Genomic DNA, 15,021 nt, shown 5'->3' with positions numbered 1-15,021 from the left:
TCGGGCCGCCGCCCCGGTTCCGCCTCAGCTCAGCAGCGCGGCCTGCACCAGACGGCGGGTGTAGTCCTGTTTCGGCGTGCCGATCACCTCGGCGCAGGGGCCCTCTTCGACCAGATCCCCCGATTTCAGCACCATGATCCGGTCCGAAAGCGCGCGCACCACCGCCAGATCGTGGCTGATGAACAGATAGCTCAGCCCGTGTTCCGCCTGCAGCCGCCGCAGCAGATCGACGATCTGCTTTTGCACCTGACGATCCAGCGCCGAGGTGGGCTCATCCAGCACGATGATGCTGGGCTTGAGCACCAGCGCCCGGGCGATGGCGATGCGCTGGCGCTGGCCGCCGGAAAATTCATGCGGATAGCGGTTGCGAAGCGCCGGATCGAACTGACATTCGGCCAGCGCCTCGGCGGCGGCCCGGTCGCGCTCGGAAGCGCTCATCGCGGGGTGATGCACCAAAAGCCCCTCGGCCACGATCTGCCCCGCGGTCATCCGCGGCGAGAGGCTGCCGAAGGGATCCTGCATCACCACCTGCATGTCGCGGCGCAGCGGCAGAAGGGCGCGCGGCGAGAGATCCTCGATCGCGCGGCCATGCAGCCGGATCGACCCGGTCGCGGGCAAAAGCCGCAAGATCGCGCGGGCAAGCGTGCTTTTGCCCGAGCCGGATTCCCCCACGATCCCGATGGTTTCGCCGCGCCGCAGGGTCAGCGACACGCCGTTGACCGCGCGAAAGCCGGGCTCTGCGGGCTGAAACAGCCGCCGCCGCCGACCAAAGGTCACGGCGGCCTCGCGCACCTCCAGCACCACCGGGGCATCCGCCGCGACGGGCGGCTTGCGCCCCTCGGGCTCGGCGTCGATCAGCGCGCGGGTATAGGCGTTTTGCGGATCGGCAAAGACCGTTTCGACCGGGCCTTCCTCGACCTTTTCGCCGCGCCGCATCACCACCACCCGGTCGGCGATGCGGCGCACCACATGCAGATCATGGGTGATGAAGAGGATCGCCATCCCCAGCCGCTCCTGCAGATCGCGCAAAAGCGTCAGGATCTCGGCCTGGATCGTGACATCCAGCGCGGTGGTCGGCTCGTCGGCGATCAAGAGTTCCGGGTTGTTCGAAATCGCCATCGCGATCATCACCCGCTGGCGCTGCCCGCCCGAAAGTTCATGCGGATAGGACCGCATCCGCCGCTCGGGCTCGGGGATCTGAACCAGATGCAAGAGCTCGATGGCGCGGGCATGGGCGGCCTTGCGCGACAGGCCCTGATGGCGGCAGAGCGGCTCGATCAGCTGCGCGCCGATGGGAAAAAGCGGATCGAGCGAGGTCATCGGTTCTTGAAAGATCATCGCGATGCGCTCGCCGCGGATGCGGTTGAGCGCCCGGCGCGGCAGGCCGATCAGGTTCATGCCGTGAAATTCGGCCGTGCCGCTGATCTGGCCGTTTTGCGCCAGAAGCCCCATCACCCCCATCATGATCTGGCTTTTGCCCGAGCCGGATTCGCCCACCACAGCGACGGTTTCGCCGCGCCTGATCGCAAAGGACACGCCCCTGACCGCCTCGACCGCGCCATCAAGCGTGGCAAAGCGCACATGGATGTCGCGCAGCTCCAGAATGGGTGTGGTCATCTCAGCGGTCCCGCGGGTCGAGGGCGTCGCGCAGCCCGTCGCCAATGAAGTTCAGCGCGAAAAGGGTGGAAATCAGGAACAGCGCCGGAAAGGCCAGAAGCCAGTTCGCATGCGGGATGTTCTTCGCGCCCTGCGAGATCAGCACCCCCCAGGAGGACATCGGCTCTTGCACGCCAAGGCCCAGATAGGACAGGAAGCTTTCCATGATGATCACGGTCGGCACCAGAAGCGTCATGTAGATGATGACGGGGCCCAGAAGGTTGGGCAGGATGTGACGGCGCAGGATGCCCGCGCGGCTGACCCCCAAGGCCTCGGCCGCCTGCACGAATTCAAGCCGTTTCAGGGCCAGCGTCTGCCCGCGCACGATCCGCGCCATGTCAAGCCACATCACCGCGCCGACGGCGAGGAAGGTCAGCAGGAAATTGCGCCCGAAAAAGACGACCAGCATGATCACGAAGAAGATGAAGGGCAGCGAATACAGGATGTCGACGACGCGCATCATCGCCTCGTCCACCTTGCCGCCGATGAAGCCCGAGGTGGCGCCGTAAAGCACCCCGATCACCACCGCGACCAACCCGGCCATGAGGCCGATGGCGAGCGAGACGCGACCGGCCACCAGCGTCCGGGCCAGCAGGTCGCGGCCATTCGCATCGGTGCCAAAAAGGAACCATTTCCGTTCCACCGTGGCGGTCAGGGTGGCGGTGCCGGTGTCGCTGCCCGGGGTGATCCTGGCGCCGTCGAAGAGGTCGGAGCGGTCGAAATAGCGTGCGGCGCGGTCATCGACGCCGCGCGGGGCGGTCAGCGTCGCGGTGATCTCGGCCCCGGTTTGCTGCCAGCCGCGGATCTCGACCCGGGCGCGTTTGGCCACCTGATCGAGCGCCGGGCCGATCATCTCGGGCGTCGGATAGGCGGAGAGCCGCGGCGGCACCTTGGTGTAGCTTTGGTGGATCGTGGTGTAATCGTTCGGCACCAGAAACGGCCCGATGCCGCAGCAAAGCGCCATCAAGAGCAGGTAAAGCGCCGAAAGGCTGGCGGCGCGGTTCGCCCGCAGCCGCGCCCAGGCGTCGGACCAGAGCGAGCGGCCGGGGGCCAGGGGGGCAGTCTCAGTCATGGCGCACCCGCGGATCGACGATGGCATAAAGCAGATCGACGATCAGGTTGAAAAGAATGGTGAAAGCGGCCAGCACGACGACCGTGCCCATGACGACGGTGTAATCGCGCGCCAGCGCCGCCTCGACGAAATAGCGCCCGATGCCGGGAATGCCGAAGACGGTCTCGACGATCACCGATCCGGTCAGAAGCGAGGCCGCCGCCGGCCCGGCATAGGAGATGATCGGCATCACCGCCGAGCGAAGCGCGTGCCGCCCGACGACGGAAAATTCCGAAAGCCCCATGGCGCGGCAGGTGCGGATGTGATGGGCGCGCAAAGCCTCGATCATCGCGCCGCGCATCAGCCGGGCGACGACGGCCAGTTGCGGCAGCATCAGGGTCAGCACCGGGCCGATCTTGTTCACCAGCGCCCCGCCGCCCCAGCCCGCGACCGGCACGAGGCTGAGCGAGAGCGCGAAGGTCAGCTGGTAAAGCGGCGCGATGACGAAGGTCGGGATGGTGCTGCCCGCCGTGGCGGTGGCGACGACAAGATAATCCAGCCCGCGGTTCTGGTTCAGCGCCGCGATGATGCCCAGAACCGAGCCGATCGTCAGCGCCAGCAAAAGCGCCATCGTGCCGATCTGGATCGAGATCGGCAAAGCGGTCGCGAACATCTCGGTCACGGTGAAATCGGGCCGGGTGTAGCTTGGCCCCAGATCGCCGTGCAGCAGATTGGACAGGTAATGCAGATACTGGCTCCAGAGCGGCTGATCGAGCTGATAGACGCGCTTGAGGTTCTCGATCACCGCGGGGTTGAGCCCCTTTTCCTGATTGAACGGGCCGCCGGGGGCGACGCGCATCAGGAAAAAGGAGATCGTGACGATCAGAAAGAGCGTCGGGATCGCGGTCAGCAGACGTCGCAGGATGAAACGTGTCATGGTCCCGGCCTTGTGCAGGAAAGCCCGGCCAGGCGAAAGCCCGGCCGGGACGGGGGATCATTCGGCCGGGGACAGGAAGCGGCTCGGATGCACGTCAAGGCTGTTGGCCTGCCAGCCCGCGAGCTTGTCCGAGACCAGGCCGCGGTAGCTGTAGAACATCAGGGGCATCACGCATTGATCCTCGATCACGCCCTTTTCTTCGGCTTTCGCCAGCAGCTCCATCCGCTTGGCCGCATCCGGTTCGACCGAGGCGGCCTGCAGCATCGCGTCATATTCGGCGTTGGAGTAAAGCGAATAGTTGTTGCCCGCGCCCGTCGTGCACAGCGACAGGAAGTTTTCCGGGTCCTTGTAGTCCGCAAACCAGGCCGCCCGGGCGGCGTCGAAATCGCCCTTTTGTTCGAGATGCGCGTAATGGGCGGCGATATCAAGGTTGACCATCGTCACCGCGATCCCCATCGGTTTGAGCAGTTCCTGCAGCGCGACGGCGGTATTGGCGTTGTTTTCATTGGTGTTGAAGCGGATTTCCATCTTCAGCGGGTTCGCCTCGGTGTAGCCGTGACGCGCCAGGATCGCGCGGGCCTGATCCTCGCGGTCGATCTGGCTCAGCCCGGCCCAATCGGGGGGCGTGACGGCATAGCCCGCGATGCCCGGGGGCACCAGCGTGGTGGCGGGGATCATCGTGTTCTGCCAGACTTCCTCGGCCAGATAGTCGCGGTCGATCGCCATCGAGACCGCCTTGCGGATCTCCAGCTCCGACCACGGCGCCTTGTCGAGCTTGAAGCCGTAGTAATAGGTGGCGAGCGTCGGGCCGATCTTGACCCGCTCGCCGAGCGTCTGCTTCAGCGCCGCGGTCTGCTCGGCCGGGAAATCAAGCATCATGTCAAGCTCGCCCGCCTCGAAGCGGCGCACGGCGGCGGTGGCATCCTCGGTCGGGTAGAAATTCACCCGGTCAAAGGCGACATGTTCGGCGTCGTAAAACGTCGGGTTCTTCACCAGCGAGATGTGATCATTCGGCACGAAACTGTCGAGCACATAGGCGCCGTTCGACACCAGATTGCCGGGCTTGGTGAAATCGGCGCCGAATTTCTCGACGTCCGCGCGCTGCAGCGGATAGGTCGCCTGATGCGTCAGCATTTCCAGAAAATAGGGGGTCGGCGCTTTCAGCGTGACCTCCAGCGTCGTCGCGTCAACAGCCCGCACGCCCAGATCGGCTGCCGGTTTCTCGCCTTTGGTGATCGCCTCGGCATTCAGCACCGGCGCCAGCATATAGGCATATTCCGCCGCGGTGGCGGGCGACACCACGCGCTGCCAGGACCAGACGAAATCCGCGGCGGTCACGGGCGTGCCATCCGACCAGAGCGCCCCGGGGCGCAGCTTGAAGGTCCAGACCTTGCCATCTTCCGACACGCTCCAGCTTTCCGCCGCGCCGGGGATCAGATTGGCCGCGCCGTCATGCATGGTCAGACCCATGAAGAGATCGCGCATCAGGTTCGCCTCGGGGATGGTCGAATTCTTGTGCGGATCCAGCGTTTCCGGGTCGCCGTTGTTGCCGCGGTCAAGCACGGTTTCGGCCAAAGCGCCACCCGCCATGAGCGCGATCAGCGAGGCGGCGGTGAGCAGGGACTTGAAGCGAAGGGTCATGCGGGGGTTTCCTCTGTGGACTGTGGGGAGGGCAGGGAGGACCCGTCTTGGCGCGGGTCTTGATCGGCAAGGGCGGTGGCGGCACGCACCATCGCATCGGCGATGCCGGGTTCGGTGCCGGAATGTCCGGCATCGGGAACAAGGGTCAGGGTGGCCTCGGGCCAGGCCTTTGCCAGCGCCAGCGCGGTGGCGGCGGGGGTGACCAGATCGTAGCGGCCCTGAAGGATGTGGCAGGGAACGGCGCGCAGGGCGGCAGAGGCGCGGACCTGATCCAGAAGCCAGCCATCGGTCGGAAAGAAGCAGCCGTTCGCGAAGTAATGGCATTCGATCCGGGCAAAGGCCTCGGTCTCCTGCGGGTCTTCGGGGGCGGCGGGGCGCGGGATCAGCCGCAGCGCGGCTTCTTCCCAATCGGCCCAGGCCTTGGCCGCGGCGAGGCGTTCAGGGCCCGCGGGGCCGGTCAGGCGGCGGTGATAGGCGGCGATCATCGCCTCCTGTTCCGCCGCCGGGATCAGGGCGCGATAGGCGGCAAAGGCCTCGGGCAGGATCATCCCGGCGCCGTGCTGGTAAAACCAGTCCAGTTCCACCCGCCGCCCGGTGAAGATGCCGCGCAGGATCATCCCAGTGATCCGCCCGGGATGGGCCAGCCCATAGGCCAGCGCCAGCGTCGAGCCCCAGGAACCGCCGACGATCTGCCAGCGCGCGATGCCCAGATGGTCCCGCAGCGCCTCGATATCGGCGACCAGATCGGCGGTGGTGTTTTCCCTCAGCTCGCCTGGTGGCGTCGATTGCCCCGCGCCGCGCTGATCGGCGAGCACAATCCGATAGCGCGCCGGATCGTGGCTGCGGCGCAAAAACGGCGCGATGCCCGCCCCCGGACCGCCATGCAGGATCAGGACCGGCTGGCCCGCGGGATTGCCGCAGTCTTCATAGTGGATCTCGTGCAGCGCCGAGACGCGCAGCCGCCCGGTCTTGCGCGGGGTAATCTCGGGGAAAAGCGGCCGCAGCGATGGGGTCATGCGCCCGAACCGCTCAGGGCGTCGAACAGGAACCGGCCGATGCGCGGGAAGGCGTCGGGCACTTCATTCGCCAGCCGCTCGCCCTGGGTCATCAGAACGAAGATCAAGGGCTTTTGCCCCGGCGCGGCCAGCCGGATCATGTCATGCTTGAACCACGAGGCCTTGGGATCGCCGGTCCAGAGATTGTGCCCGGCCTTCGACCAGATCCGCACCCCCGCGGGCATCTGCCCGCCCAGATATTCCGACAGCTGATAGTTCGGATTGGCGGCCTCCGGCCCCTGCGGATCGCGCGCCAAAAGCGCCTGCGCCCGGGCCGTTGCGGCGGGCGAAAGCGGCAGGGAACCGTCAAAGAGCGCCGCCATCAGCCGCGCCGTGGCCAGCGGCGTGAGCCGGTTCAGATAACCGCCCCGCTGCGCCGCAAATTGCGCCTCGCGGCCATAGCGGGTGTCATCCATCAGCTTTTGCGTCAGGTTGCAGCCCGCCATCTCGGGCCAGTTCAGACTGTCGAACCAGCGGTTCAGCCCCTCGCGCGCGGCCATCCAGTCGGCCAGCGCGGCGCCGTCCAGAAGGGTGTCGCCCGTGGTCCCGGTCAACAGGTCGATCACGTAATTCGTCGCCGTGTTCGAGGACCACAGGATCATGTCCCGCAGCGCCCGGTCGAGTTCGGGATGGGGGGCAAGCCACCCCGCGTCGAGCGCGGCGAGCGCATGCACCAGATGAAAGCTTTTCACCAGCGAACAGGGGTAGCAGCCCCAGTCGCCACGATGGGCGTAACCGCTGGGGCGGGCGCGGCCCTCCTCGCGGAGCGCGACGACGGCGTGATTGTCCGCCCGCAGCCCGTCGGCCGCAAACCGCGCGGGCAGTTCTGCCACCACCCGGGCCGCGCGCTGCGACCAATCGTTGTCGGGATCAAAGAACACCGAATCCGCTCCTGTCCTGGCTCTGTCGCGATCAGGCTAGAGCCTGGGGCGTAATCGGGATAATGAGAAATAATCGAGGTAGTATCGGAAAACTGATAATGGATCTGGCGGAAATCGAGCTTTTCGGCACGCTGATGCGGGTCGGCACCACGACCGAGACGGCCCGCGTGCTGGGCCTGTCGCAGCCCGCGATCAGCGACCGGCTGAAGCGGCTGGAAAGCCGTCTGGGGTTTTTGCTGTTTCAGCGCCGGGGCAACCGGCTGGAACCCTCGGCCGAGGCGCTGGAGCTTTATGCCCAGACCGGTGCCGTCTTTGCCGCGCAAAAGGACATTCGCGCCCGGATCGAGGCGATCCGCGGCGATCAGAGCCGCCCGGTCACGATCTCGGCCACGCCCGCGGTGGTCGAGGGCTATCTGGCGCCGCGGCTGGCGCGGGCGGGCTATCGCGGCTGGGCGCGGTCGCTGCGGCTGTGGGTGGGCGAGCCCGAGGAGGACGTCGGCCGGGGGCGGGCCGATATCGGCATGCAGCTGGCGGTGCCGCCCCGCCCCGATCTGGCCGAGGAGACGCTGGGCGACGTGGCTCTGGTCGCGGTGATGCTGCCCGATCATCCGCTGGCGGCGCGGGCCTCGCTGGTGGTCGGGGATTTCCGCGATCAGCCGCTGGTCGGCTTCGATCCGGACTGGTCGCCCATGGGCGCCGTGATCCGCCGGGTGTTCCGGGCCGAGGGGCTGCCCTATCGGCTGGCCTGTCAGGTGCCCTACAGCTCGACCGTCTGCCACATGATCACCGCCTGCGGCGGCATCGGCATCATCGACGCGATGACCGCCGAAAGCCTGCTGACGACGGGGCTTGTCACCCGCCCGATCGAGCATGTGCCGACGCTGCCGCTGCGCGCCTTTTATCGCCGCGACACGCCGCTGCGGGCGCGCGCGCAGCAGCTGTTGCGGGCGCTGGCCGAGGTCTGAGCCGGGCTGCGGCATAGCGGGCCCCGGCGGGACCTCGCCTGTCGGTGATCCGCCCGGTCAGGCGCTGGCGATCCGCTCGGCAAGGACGCAGAGCATTTCGAACATCAGGTTGACGCCCAGCCAGGCGGTGTTGCCCGCCGGATCGAAGGGCGGCGAGACCTCGACCAGATCGGCGCCGATAATGTCGAGCCCGCGCAGCCCCCGCGCCACCTCCAGCGCCGTCCAGGAGGTCGGGCCGCCCACTTCGGGCGTGCCGGTGCCGGGCGCGAAAGCCGGATCGACGAAATCGATGTCATAGGTGACATAGGTCGGCCCGCTGCCCGCGATCGCCCGCGCTTCGGCCATCACCTCGGCCGCGCCGCGGGCATGCAGCTCGGCCACCGGAATGATGCGGATGCCGGTCGCGGCGGCGAAATCCAGATCCTCGTGGCCGAAAGCGGTGCCGCGCAGGCCGATCAGGCAATAGCGGCTCGGATCGATCAGCCCCTCTTCCACCGCGCGGCGGAAGGGGGTGCCATGGGTGTAGCGGGCGGTGCCGAAATAGACGTCGTTCAGGTCGCTGTGGCTGTCGAACTGGATCAGCCCGACCGGACGCGCCTTTGCCAGCGCGCGCAGGATCGGCAGCGTGCACAGATGGTCCCCCCCCGCCGTCAGCGGCCGGATGCCCGCCGCGACGACGCGATCATAAAACGCCTCGATCCGCGCAAGGCTGTCCATCAGATCGCCCGGATTGGGCGCCACATCGCCCAGATCGGCGCAGCGGGCCAGATCGAAGGGCGCCACCCGGGTTGCGCCGTTCACCGCCCGGATCATCGTCGAGGCATCGCGCAGCTGGCGCGGCCCGTGCCGCGGCCCGGGGCGGTTCGTCGTGCCGCCATCCCAGGGCGCGCCGATCAGACCGATCTGCACCTCGGCTAAACGGGGGTGATCAAGGGGCACATGCGGCAGGCGCATGAAGCTGGGCACGCCGGCAAAGCGCGGCAGATCAAGGCCCGAAACCGGGCTGAAAAAGCTGTCCGTCAAAGGGGTCTCCTGTCCTGAGCGGGGTGGCGACAGCCTATGCGCCCGGCGGTGAAATATCCTTCTGAAGACCGCCGGTGTTTTGGCAAAAACCGGCTGCGCGGGGTCCCCGGGGCAGCTGCGGCCGCGCTTGGCCGTCAGTCCAGCTCTGCCAGCGCCGCGATGAAATGCGAAAACAGCTCGCCCTGAGAGCTGATGCGCAGCTTGCTGTAGATGTTGCGCTTGTGGATCCGCACCGTCCCCGGCGAGATCGCAAGCGCCTGGCTTGTCGCCTCGGCGGAATAGCCCTTGAGCGCGAATTCGACGATCTCGCGCTCGCGCGGGGTCAGCAGGTTGCGCCCGACATTGCGAAAGGCGCGCTCGATCAGCTCGGCCAGCTGCGGCCCGGGCGAGGGGGCGGCCCCGGCGGTGAAGCGGCTTGCAAGCCCCTCCCAGTTGCGCCGCGCGGCCGCCGCAACGAACGGAAAGACCTCTTGCAAGGCCTTGAATTCCCTCGCGGAAAAGGCCCGGCTTTCGCGCATCGCCGAAATCACCACGCTGACCCCGCCGCCCGCATCCAGCATGAAGCCGATCTCCTCGGCCAGCTCGGTCCGGACATAGTAATTGCGGAAATATTCGCCTTGATAGAAGCGGTCGGGCGCCAGATCGCGCAGCCGCACCAGCCGCGGCACCAGCGGCGCCATCGACTGCAGATAGAACGGATCGAGCAGATAGGGCCCGGCCTGATAATCCGCCACCATCACCTGCCGCTTCCAGTCCGGGAAATCGTCATGCAGCGCGATGGGGCGGAAATCCCGGTAATAGGCAAAGGTGACGCTGTGTTCGAACGGGGTCACGCTGCGCAGCGCCGCCACCAGCGCGGGTGCGAATTCGGCGCTGTCCAGCACCTCGACCACGCGGGCGCTGCAGGCGATCCATTCCCGCTCCATTTCGTCTTCCCTCTGCCGGTATGCTTTTTGTGATATATACAACGCCTGCAGTGTTGCTTAGGATTTTCTGCAAATCAAGGGATAGCCCGCCAAAGGGTTGACCGACAGGGAAAGACGATCACATGACAGAAGCGACGGGGCACCACACCGTCGGCGCCAGCGAATCCATTGCGGAATTCGTCAATACGAGCAAGCGCTTCGGCGCGGTTCTGGCAGCTGACAGCTTGAACCTCCGGATCCGGAAGGGGGAATTTCTCTCCTTCCTCGGCCCCTCGGGCTGCGGCAAGACGACGGCGCTGCGGATGCTGGCGGGCTTCGAGACCCCGACCGAGGGCACGATCCTGATCGACGGGCGGGAACTGGCCTCCGAGCCCGCCTATCGCCGCCCGGTCAACATGGTGTTTCAGCATTACGCGCTGTTTCCGCACATGACGGTGGCCGAAAATGTCGCCTACGGGCTGCGCCAGCGCCGCCCGAAACTGCCCAGGGCCGAGATTGCGGGGCGGGTGGCGAAGGCGCTGGACACGGTGCGGCTGGGCGATTTCGGGCCGCGGCGGATCTGGCAGATGTCGGGCGGGCAGCAGCAGCGCGTGGCGCTGGCCCGGGCCATTGTCAACGAGCCGAAGATCCTGCTGCTGGACGAGCCGATGGCGGCGCTGGATGCCAAGCTGCGCGCCGAGATGCAGATGGAACTGCTCAGCCTGCAGCGCAGCCTTGGCATCACCTTCATTCTGGTCACCCATGACCAGCAGGAGGCGCTCTCGATGTCGGACCGGATCTGCATCATGGGCAAGGGCCGGATCATGCAGATCGGCACCCCGCGCGAGCTTTATGACACGCCCGCCAACCGTTACGTTGCCGATTTCGTCGGCCGCGCCAATATCCTGCCCGCCCGTGTCCGCGCGACGACCGGGGGACGGGCCGAGGTCGAGCTGGCGGACGGGCTGCGCGTCGAGGTCACCGCGCCCTTTGTCGCCCCCGCGGGCGCCGCGGTCGAGGTGGCGATCCGCCCCGAGGCGCTGCGGCTGGCGCTGGCGCCCGAACCGGGCGTGCCCGCGATCGCGGCGAGGGTCACCCACATGACCTTTTATGGCGAACATATCGAATATCTGCTGGCGCATCCGGTTCTCGGGGCGTTGCAGGTCATGCTGCCCAGACAGGCCGAAAGAGCACTGCCGGGCGCAGACGTGGGCGTGATGCTCCACGTTCTCTGGGATGCGGGCGCGGGCCTGATCCTGGGCCAGGACTGACCTCTCCAACAAGGGATCCGACAGATGAAAACCGATGACACGCCGATCACCCGGCAGAAGTTCATGGAAGAATTGCACCGCTACCGCAAGGGATCGGTGACCCGGCGCCACTTTCTGGGCGTGACCGGGCTGGGCACGGCGATGGCGGTTCTGGGCGGCACGCTGCCGATGCTGCGCCCGGGCCCCGCGCTGGCGGGCGACATCGGCGACCGCGTCATCCTGGCCACCTGGCCGAATTATCACGACGCGGCGAATTTCGACCTCTTCCGCGATCAGACCGGCGCCGCGGTGCAGGTCAATGTCTTCGGCTCGAACGAGGAGATGCTGGCCAAGCTGCAGGCGGGCGGCTCGGGCTGGGATCTGTTCGTGCCGACGAATTACACCATCACCACCTATGTCGAGGCCGATCTGATCGAACCGCTCGATCTGTCGAAACTGCCCAATTACGACGCCGCCGCCTTCGAGGCGCGCTTTGCCGAGGCGGGGACCGTCGGCGGCAAGCTTTATGCCGTGCCGAAGAACTGGGGCACGACCGGCATGGCCTGGGATTCGGGCAAGGCAAAGGCGCCCTTCACCAGCTGGAAAGAGTTCTTCGATGTCACCCGAACTGATTTTTCGGGCCGCACGATCGTGCATGACTATCAACTGACGACGATCGGCAGTGCGTTGAAATATTTCGGCTATTCCTTCAACTCGGTCGATCCGGCCGAATTGGCCGAGGCCGAGAAGCTGCTGATCGAGGTGAAACCGCATCTCTTCGCGATCACCTCGGATTATCAGCCGCCGATGCGCAATGGCGATGCCTGGCTGACGATGTGCTGGACCGGCGAGGGCAAGCAGCTTAACCGCGACCTGCCCGAAATCCAGTTCGCGCTGGGCAAGGAGGGCGGCGAGATCTGGTCGGATTACTATGCGATCCCGAAGAATGCGCCCCATCGCGACGCCGCCTATGCGCTTTTGAATTTCCTGATCGATCCGCAGGTCAATGCGCGCGAGGCGCTGGCGCATGGTTTCCCGGTGGCCGATGCCCGGGTCAATGCGCAGCTCCCCGCCGAGCTGCTGAACGATCCGATCCTGCATCCGGCGGCCGAGCTGCTGAACGCGCTCGAATTCGGCGCCGCGGCGACCTTGACCGACCCGAACCGTGCCGAGCTGATGGCGCGGTTCAAATCGGCCTGAGGGGGGCAAGATGGCGATCTCGCAACGAATGGCGCGCGCGATCCTGCTGGCCCCGGCGGGGCTTTGGTATGCGGTGCTGCTGGTGCTGCCGCTGATCGTCGTTCTGGTCTATTCCTTTGGCGAAAGGGGGGCTGCGGGCGGCTACGCCCCGGCCTTCACCCTGGCGCAATATGCCAATCTTGGCGCGCGCTGGACGGCGTTGCAAAACACGCTGCTTTTGGCGCCTGCGGGAACGCTGGCGGCGCTTCTGATCGCCTATCCGCTGGCCTATTTCCTGGCCCTGCGGGTCACGGCGCGCTGGCGCACGACGCTTCTGGTGCTGGTGATCGTGCCGTTCTGGACCTCGATCCTGATCCGCAGCTATGCGTGGATCTTTCTTCTGGGCGGGCGCGGCATTCCGCAGCTTCTGTCCGATCTGGGGCTGGGCGATCTGCGGCTGATCAACACGCCTTTCGCGGTTCTCGTGGGCATCGTCTATGGCTATCTGCCGCTGATGGTGTTTCCGATCTATGTCAGCCTGGAAAAGCTTGACCGGCGGCTGCTGGAGGCGGCCGGGGATCTGGGGGCGCCGCCCTGGCGCAGCTTTGTGCAGATCACCCTGCCTTTGTCGCTGCCCGGGGTGGCGACCGGATCGATGCTCGTCTTCATCCTCTTGATGGGGGAATATCTGATCCCGCAGATGCTGGGCGGCGGCAAGGTCTTCTTCGTCGGCAATGCGCTTGTCGATCTCTTCCTGCAATCGCGCAACTGGGCCTTCGGCTCGGCGCTTGCCGTGACGCTGGTGGCAATCATGCTGGTCACGGTGACGCTTTACATGCGGTTTCTCAAACGCATCGGCGCGGCGCGCGACGATGTCGGTCTGATGTGAGGGCGCCATGAGACTTTACGCTTTCGTCGTCTATGCCTTCCTGTATCTGCCGATCGGCATCATCGCGCTGTTCAGCTTTTCCGCCGGTCGCAATGCCAGCCAGATGCAGGGATTTTCGACCCAGTGGTATGGCCGGGCGCTGTCGAACCCTTTCGTGCTCGATGCGCTGCAGACCTCGGCGCTGATCGCGCTCTCCTCGGCGGTGCTGGCCAGCATCGTCGGCACGCTGGCCGCGCTGGCGCTGAGCGGGATGAAGGGACGTTTGCGCACGCTCTTCGATGCGCTGATCTATATCGCGGTGATGATCCCGGGCATCGTGATCGGCATTGCCACGCTGATCGCCCTTGTCACCGTCTTTGATGCGGTCAACCCCTGGCTTGAGGGCGCGACGGGCTGGCGGCTGTCGATGGGGGCGGGCTCGCTGATCGCGGCGCATGGGCTTTTCACCATGTCGCTGGTCATCATCCTGGTCCGGGCGCGGATCGAGGGGATGGACCGCGCGCTGCTGGAGGCCTCTGCCGATCTGGGGGCAGGGCCCCTGGCCACCTTCCGGCAGGTGACGCTGCCGCTTCTGGCCCCGGCGATCCTGGCGGGGTTCCTGCTCAGCTTCACCTTCAGTTTCGATGATTTCATCATCGCCTTTTTCGTCGCGGGGTCGGAAACGACGCTGCCGATCTACATCTTCTCGTCGATCCGGCGCGGGGTGACGCCCGAAATCAATGCCATCGGCACGATGGTGATGGCGGTGTCGCTGCTGATGCTGGTGATCGCGCAGATCACCCTGCGCCGCGGCGAGAAGCCCAACCCTCAATAGGAGACAGGAAATGACCGGATGCTTGGACGGGCGGGTCGCGCTGGTGACCGCCGCAGGGTCGGGAATTGGCCGCGCGGGCGCCATTGCGATGGCGGACGAGGGGGCGCGGCTGGTCGTCACCGATCTCGACGCGGGTCTGGCCGCCGCCACCGCCGGGGAAATCCGTGCGGCGGGCGGTCAGGCGGAAAGTGCCGCGCTCGATGTGCGCGACGATGCGGCGATCGCGGCGGTGGTGGCGGGGGTGCTGGCGCGGCACGGGCGGCTGGACGTGCTGCATTCCCACGCCGGGATCCAGATCCCCGGCAAGCTCGAAGAGGTCAGCGCGGCGCAGATGGATCTGGCCTGGGCGCTGAACGTGCGGGCGCATTTCGTGCTGGCGCAGGCGGTGGTGGCGCCGATGCGGGCGCAAGGCGGCGGATCGGTGATCGTCACCGCCTCGAATTCCGGCTGCCAATATGATCGCGGCATGATTTCCTATGCCACGACGAAACATGCCGCGGTGGCGATGGTGCGCCAGATGGCGGCCGATTATGCGCGCGAAAACATCCGCTTCAACGCGCTTTGCCCGGGCTTTGTCGACACGCCTTTCAATGCCGGGTTCGAAACCCAGATGGGCGGGCGCGCGGCGCTTGAAGCCTATGTGGCCGAAACGATCCCGATGGGGCGCTGGGCCAGCACGGCCGAGGTTGCCGAGGGCATCGTCTATCTTGCCTCCGACCGCTCTTCCTTCGTGACCGGGCTGGCGCTGGTGATCGACGGCGGCGAGATCCTGTGA

At 66.4% G+C, this 15,021-nt stretch carries 14 protein-coding genes; 6 read left to right on the top strand and 8 right to left on the bottom strand.

The genetic code is table 11. The features are described 5' to 3' along the window. Nucleotides 1-24: 24 nt before the first annotated feature. The 6 genes from RCAP_RS11265 to RCAP_RS11240 are packed head-to-tail and all read right to left on the bottom strand — an operon-like array spanning nucleotide 25 to nucleotide 7,221. A complete protein-coding gene (locus RCAP_RS11265) occupies nucleotides 25-1,617 on the bottom strand; it encodes an ABC transporter ATP-binding protein (protein WP_013067987.1) in 1,593 nt (530 codons plus the stop codon). Nucleotide 1,618: 1 nt separating this feature from the next. Next, complete coding sequence (locus RCAP_RS11260) at nucleotides 1,619-2,728, bottom strand: ABC transporter permease subunit (protein WP_013067986.1); 1,110 nt, start codon at nucleotides 2,726-2,728, stop codon at nucleotides 1,619-1,621. Beyond that, nucleotides 2,721-3,644, bottom strand: a complete 924-nt coding sequence (locus tag RCAP_RS11255) for an ABC transporter permease (protein ID WP_013067985.1) — start codon at nucleotides 3,642-3,644, stop codon at nucleotides 2,721-2,723. Before RCAP_RS11255 ends, RCAP_RS11260 begins: the two co-directional genes overlap by 8 nt. Nucleotides 3,645-3,701: 57 nt before the next feature. Then, nucleotides 3,702-5,285, bottom strand: coding sequence for a peptide ABC transporter substrate-binding protein (locus RCAP_RS11250; RefSeq protein ID WP_013067984.1), 1,584 nt, complete (start codon nucleotides 5,283-5,285; stop codon nucleotides 3,702-3,704). Next, nucleotides 5,282-6,301: a prolyl aminopeptidase gene (pip, locus tag RCAP_RS11245; protein ID WP_013067983.1), complete on the bottom strand. Its 1,020-nt coding sequence runs from the start codon at nucleotides 6,299-6,301 to the stop codon at nucleotides 5,282-5,284. The genes RCAP_RS11250 and pip overlap by 4 nt, the downstream gene beginning before the upstream one ends. After that, nucleotides 6,298-7,221: a serine hydrolase gene (locus RCAP_RS11240; RefSeq protein ID WP_013067982.1), complete on the bottom strand. Its 924-nt coding sequence runs from the start codon at nucleotides 7,219-7,221 to the stop codon at nucleotides 6,298-6,300. Before RCAP_RS11240 ends, pip begins: the two co-directional genes overlap by 4 nt. Nucleotides 7,222-7,319: 98 nt before the next feature. Here RCAP_RS11240 and RCAP_RS11235 point away from each other — a divergent pair, with 98 nt between their 5' ends. Continuing rightward, entirely contained in the window at nucleotides 7,320-8,186 is an 867-nt protein-coding gene (locus RCAP_RS11235) for a LysR family transcriptional regulator (protein WP_013067981.1), read from the top strand. A gap of 57 nt (nucleotides 8,187-8,243) precedes the next feature. Here RCAP_RS11235 and RCAP_RS11230 read toward each other — a convergent pair whose 3' ends face one another. Next, complete coding sequence (locus RCAP_RS11230) at nucleotides 8,244-9,209, bottom strand: agmatinase (protein WP_013067980.1); 966 nt, start codon at nucleotides 9,207-9,209, stop codon at nucleotides 8,244-8,246. A 134-nt stretch (nucleotides 9,210-9,343) separates the two neighbouring features. Beyond that, nucleotides 9,344-10,135, bottom strand: coding sequence for a helix-turn-helix transcriptional regulator (locus RCAP_RS11225; protein WP_013067979.1), 792 nt, complete (start codon nucleotides 10,133-10,135; stop codon nucleotides 9,344-9,346). A 122-nt stretch (nucleotides 10,136-10,257) separates the two neighbouring features. On the opposite strand from RCAP_RS11225, the gene RCAP_RS11220 reads away from it, so the two are divergent. From RCAP_RS11220 to RCAP_RS11200, 5 genes are read left to right on the top strand one after another with little or no spacing between them, the layout of a single operon-like run. Continuing rightward, nucleotides 10,258-11,385 carry an ABC transporter ATP-binding protein gene (locus tag RCAP_RS11220; protein ID WP_013067978.1) on the top strand — a complete coding sequence of 376 codons (1,128 nt, stop codon included), beginning with the start codon at nucleotides 10,258-10,260 and terminating at the stop codon, nucleotides 11,383-11,385. Between the two features lie 24 nt (nucleotides 11,386-11,409). Then, nucleotides 11,410-12,564, top strand: coding sequence for an ABC transporter substrate-binding protein (locus RCAP_RS11215; protein WP_013067977.1), 1,155 nt, complete (start codon nucleotides 11,410-11,412; stop codon nucleotides 12,562-12,564). Between the two features lie 10 nt (nucleotides 12,565-12,574). Then, nucleotides 12,575-13,432, top strand: coding sequence for an ABC transporter permease (locus RCAP_RS11210; protein WP_013067976.1), 858 nt, complete (start codon nucleotides 12,575-12,577; stop codon nucleotides 13,430-13,432). A 7-nt stretch (nucleotides 13,433-13,439) separates the two neighbouring features. Further along, nucleotides 13,440-14,246: an ABC transporter permease gene (locus RCAP_RS11205; protein WP_013067975.1), complete on the top strand. Its 807-nt coding sequence runs from the start codon at nucleotides 13,440-13,442 to the stop codon at nucleotides 14,244-14,246. A gap of 10 nt (nucleotides 14,247-14,256) precedes the next feature. Continuing rightward, nucleotides 14,257-15,021 carry an SDR family NAD(P)-dependent oxidoreductase gene (locus RCAP_RS11200; protein WP_013067974.1) on the top strand — a complete coding sequence of 255 codons (765 nt, stop codon included), beginning with the start codon at nucleotides 14,257-14,259 and terminating at the stop codon, nucleotides 15,019-15,021.

It is taken from the genome of Rhodobacter capsulatus SB 1003 (genome assembly GCF_000021865.1).
Classification (GTDB): Bacteria; Pseudomonadota; Alphaproteobacteria; order Rhodobacterales; family Rhodobacteraceae; genus Rhodobacter; species Rhodobacter capsulatus_B.
Note: the sequence above shows the minus strand (reverse complement) of the source record. Positions and strands in the feature narration are given on the sequence as shown.

What these genes read in the sequence shown, in the direction of transcription:
- RCAP_RS11215 (WP_013067977.1), top strand. Translation starts at nt 11,410, where the DNA reads ATGAAAACCGATGACACGCCGATCACCCGGCAGAAGTTCATGGAAGAA.
- RCAP_RS11225 (WP_013067979.1), bottom strand. Translation starts at nt 10,135, where the DNA reads ATGGAGCGGGAATGGATCGCCTGCAGCGCCCGCGTGGTCGAGGTGCTG.
- RCAP_RS11260 (WP_013067986.1), bottom strand. Translation starts at nt 2,728, where the DNA reads ATGACTGAGACTGCCCCCCTGGCCCCCGGCCGCTCGCTCTGGTCCGAC.
- RCAP_RS11255 (WP_013067985.1), bottom strand. Translation starts at nt 3,644, where the DNA reads ATGACACGTTTCATCCTGCGACGTCTGCTGACCGCGATCCCGACGCTC.
- RCAP_RS11265 (WP_013067987.1), bottom strand. Translation starts at nt 1,617, where the DNA reads ATGACCACACCCATTCTGGAGCTGCGCGACATCCATGTGCGCTTTGCC.
- RCAP_RS11250 (WP_013067984.1), bottom strand. Translation starts at nt 5,285, where the DNA reads ATGACCCTTCGCTTCAAGTCCCTGCTCACCGCCGCCTCGCTGATCGCG.
- pip (WP_013067983.1), bottom strand. Translation starts at nt 6,301, where the DNA reads ATGACCCCATCGCTGCGGCCGCTTTTCCCCGAGATTACCCCGCGCAAG.
- RCAP_RS11235 (WP_013067981.1), top strand. Translation starts at nt 7,320, where the DNA reads ATGGATCTGGCGGAAATCGAGCTTTTCGGCACGCTGATGCGGGTCGGC.
- RCAP_RS11210 (WP_013067976.1), top strand. Translation starts at nt 12,575, where the DNA reads ATGGCGATCTCGCAACGAATGGCGCGCGCGATCCTGCTGGCCCCGGCG.
- RCAP_RS11200 (WP_013067974.1), top strand. Translation starts at nt 14,257, where the DNA reads ATGACCGGATGCTTGGACGGGCGGGTCGCGCTGGTGACCGCCGCAGGG.
- RCAP_RS11205 (WP_013067975.1), top strand. Translation starts at nt 13,440, where the DNA reads ATGAGACTTTACGCTTTCGTCGTCTATGCCTTCCTGTATCTGCCGATC.
- RCAP_RS11220 (WP_013067978.1), top strand. Translation starts at nt 10,258, where the DNA reads ATGACAGAAGCGACGGGGCACCACACCGTCGGCGCCAGCGAATCCATT.